The organism is Neobacillus sp. 204 (assembly GCF_046562815.1).
GTDB lineage: Bacteria > Bacillota > Bacilli > Bacillales > Cytobacillaceae > Neobacillus.
The window spans coordinates 1-2,885 of sequence record NZ_JBJORY010000039.1 but is presented as its reverse complement, the minus strand read 5'-3'; the positions used below and the strand labels follow the sequence as shown (position 1 = coordinate 2,885).

The 2,885-nt window shown below is 33.6% G+C and carries 2 protein-coding genes; one reads left to right on the top strand and one right to left on the bottom strand.

Annotated features, from left to right (window positions below; genetic code table 11):
• The first annotated feature begins 152 nt into the window (after positions 1 to 152).
• Entirely contained in the window at positions 153 to 686 is a 534-nt protein-coding gene (locus ACJ004_RS29955; RefSeq protein WP_410896719.1) for a cysteine hydrolase family protein, read from the top strand.
• Between the two features lie 718 nt (positions 687 to 1,404).
• Here ACJ004_RS29955 and speD read toward each other — a convergent pair.
• The gene (gene speD / locus ACJ004_RS29950) at positions 1,405 to 2,709 is read right to left on the bottom strand and encodes an adenosylmethionine decarboxylase (protein WP_410896718.1); all 1,305 of its coding nucleotides are present in this window, start codon (positions 2,707 to 2,709) and stop codon (positions 1,405 to 1,407) included.
• Positions 2,710 to 2,885: the final 176 nt, after the last annotated feature.

Sequence of the window (2,885 nt, the reverse complement as noted above, 5' to 3'; positions counted from 1 at the left end):
GGAAGATAGTTTACTGGAGTTTCCTAAAAATTAATTTTAGAAATTGTGAAATATTTTACTTAAACAAACGGGTGCAATAGTTGAACAGTGGGGATGGCTGTGGCGGTATAATAAGAATGACCATTAAATTTTATGTGAAGGGATGATATTTTATGAGTAATAGTGTTTTGTTAGTTGTTGATGTTCAAACAGCATTGATTAAAGAACATCCATATAATGAGAAAAAAGTAATTGGGAATATCAAAAAACTTATCTCTATTGCAAGAGATTCTAATAAAGAAGTGTTATATGTTCGGCACGATGATGGTATAGGTGAAGAATTAGAATATGGTACTGATGGATGGCAGATTTATAATGAAATAGCACCTAATAAGGATGAAAGGGTTTTTGAAAAAAAATATAATAGTGCATTTTTCAAAACTGGCTTAAAGGAATATTTGGAGAGTAAAAAAATAGATACTATTATTTTGACAGGACTTCAAACAGAATATTGTATTGATGCAACTTTGAAAAGTGCATTTGATAATGGATATAGGGTAATTATTCCAGAACAAACAAATACAACATTTGATAATGAGTATCTATCTGGTGAAAAACTTTATGAGTTTTATAATTATAAAATATGGAATAATCGTTTTGCCAAAGTGCTATCTGTTGATGAAGTAAGCAAAATTTTGTTTAGGTAAATTATTTTTTGGGTTACATAGGTTTAATAAAGTCACAATGTCCTTATTTCACTAACGGATGCAAGAGTTAAAGATCAAGCTGCCAGTGTGGCGGCTTTTTTCTTGTTCAACTAACAGATCAGGTTAATTTAAGAAAAACAAAATTTTTGTCACCCATTTTACCGTTTTATGGTAATGTTGAAGTAGTTTATTTATATCGGGGTGACAAAGTTATGGGGATTATTCAAAGGGATTAGAGTTAAAAACGGTGATCGCCACGGCGGTCTTTTTTCTTGTTGAACTAACTTGCAGTTATATACAGTATGATTTTTGACCGTATTCATAGTAAATAACAAAACAAAAACAGCCTCTTTTATAACTTTGTTTACTTATTATATTCAGTAAGTAATTATAGTTTTCAACGTAAACAACGATAGGACTTTACTTGGAGAGGTGGGTATGATAGGCTCGTTTGCCTGATGAAACCTAGACTTCAGCCTTTCAAGACAAATCGTACCCCAGACGCTCCAAGTCAAGTCCTTAAACACCTATTCTATGGAAACATATAAACAAAGATAAAGGGTGCACCATATCAATGTTTTGTTAATTGATACTGTATATAAGAAGCAGTTTAGTTGAAGAAGGAATAGCAAAGGAAAATAAAAAGTAAATTGTGTACACCATAAATGTGAAGGAATAAGATCAGCATTTTGTTAATTTATTGATCTTATTTTTCGATTTATTCAATTCCTAAAAACAAGCTTTCTTTTTTAAATATCTCATGCAGGAGTAGGTTTTTTCTTGAATTCAAGATAGAAAATTTTTTCTTTTCTAATAAAAGAGGTGAGAAAGAAGCCAAAGTTTCCAGTGTGGGCGGTAAAGTTCGATGGGGCACTTGAACTTTCTTATCCCCAAATAAGATCGATTTTTTGGATCCAATGTGAAAACCCCAATCTCCAAAAGACGGAACAATTGTATGATAGCTGAGTACTTGGAACCCGGCACTTTTTATGGTTTTTCCAATACTCCAAAAGACAATTGGTGTATGATCAAGTGCGTTTGCTTGACTTACGAAAACTCCATCATCGGTAAGAGAACGTTCTAATAGGGAATAAAATTCTAATGTATAAAGGTCACTAATGATTCTATTTGATGGATCAGGAAGGTCGACAATAATAACATCATAAGGAAAATGATTGGTGGCTAGAAAGGTAGCAGCATCTTGAGGATAAATCGTTACACGGGCATCGTGAAGTGAGTATTGATTAAGTTTGGCTAGGTTTGATACATTTTTGGCAACATCTAATACTAAGGGATCTAATTCAACTAGAGTAATATGCTTTACATCCGGATATTTTAGTACTTCTCTTAAGGCAAGACCATCACCACCACCTAAAATAAGAATTTGTTTTCGGTTTAATGCAATGGTTAGAGCTGGATGGACGAGTGCCTCATGATAAACCTGTTCATCTAAGGAGCTGAATTGCAACTGCCCATTTAGGTACATTCTTAAATCAAGGGCTTCAACGATTTGGATATTTTGAAATTGACTTTTACCCGTGAATACTTTACGGTGATTCCCATTCAGAATCTCTCTCAATCCAACTATGTCCCATTTATTTTCAAAATAGGTTTCATCACTGTCTTGATCCCTTGAAATTGATGTAGGAGCTAGCGGCCACTGATATATCTGGGAATTCCAAGGTTTTGTTATTCCACGACAAATGTGATGAATGATGGCCCTTTTTGATGAAATTTCCTTTAAGATATATTCCACTTGGTATATGGGATCTTTATCACCACAAGTATATATGTCTAATGCAGCATAACCTTCTTCAGGCCATGTATGAATGGAGATATGCGAACTAGCTAAAACGATCATACCGGTCAATCCTTGTGGATGAAATGGATAGAAGTAGGAGGACAAAATCTTCATCTGGCCGTTTTTAGCAACTTTAATAAGTAATTGTTCCAAATATGTCTTATTATTTAGTAAGTCGCTATCGCACTCAAATGCATCAATGATGATATGTTTTCCTTTCATACTAAAACACATCCTTTCTTTAAATCCAGTTTAATTTTACCATATATTTATCTTTATTATGCTTCAAATACGTAATGCAGACATTGTCATACCCCCTTCATATAGAATGTTGTGGGATCCTAGCCTCACGGGTGCGTTTCTGCAATTTGTGAGAAGGCTTTTTCACTCCTAGAATT

Bases quoted from the DNA above. Each gene is read 5' to 3' on its own strand.
- speD (WP_410896718.1), bottom strand. From the start codon at position 2,709: ATGAAAGGAAAACATATCATCATTGATGCATTTGAGTGCGATAGCGAC.
- ACJ004_RS29955 (WP_410896719.1), top strand. From the start codon at position 153: ATGAGTAATAGTGTTTTGTTAGTTGTTGATGTTCAAACAGCATTGATT.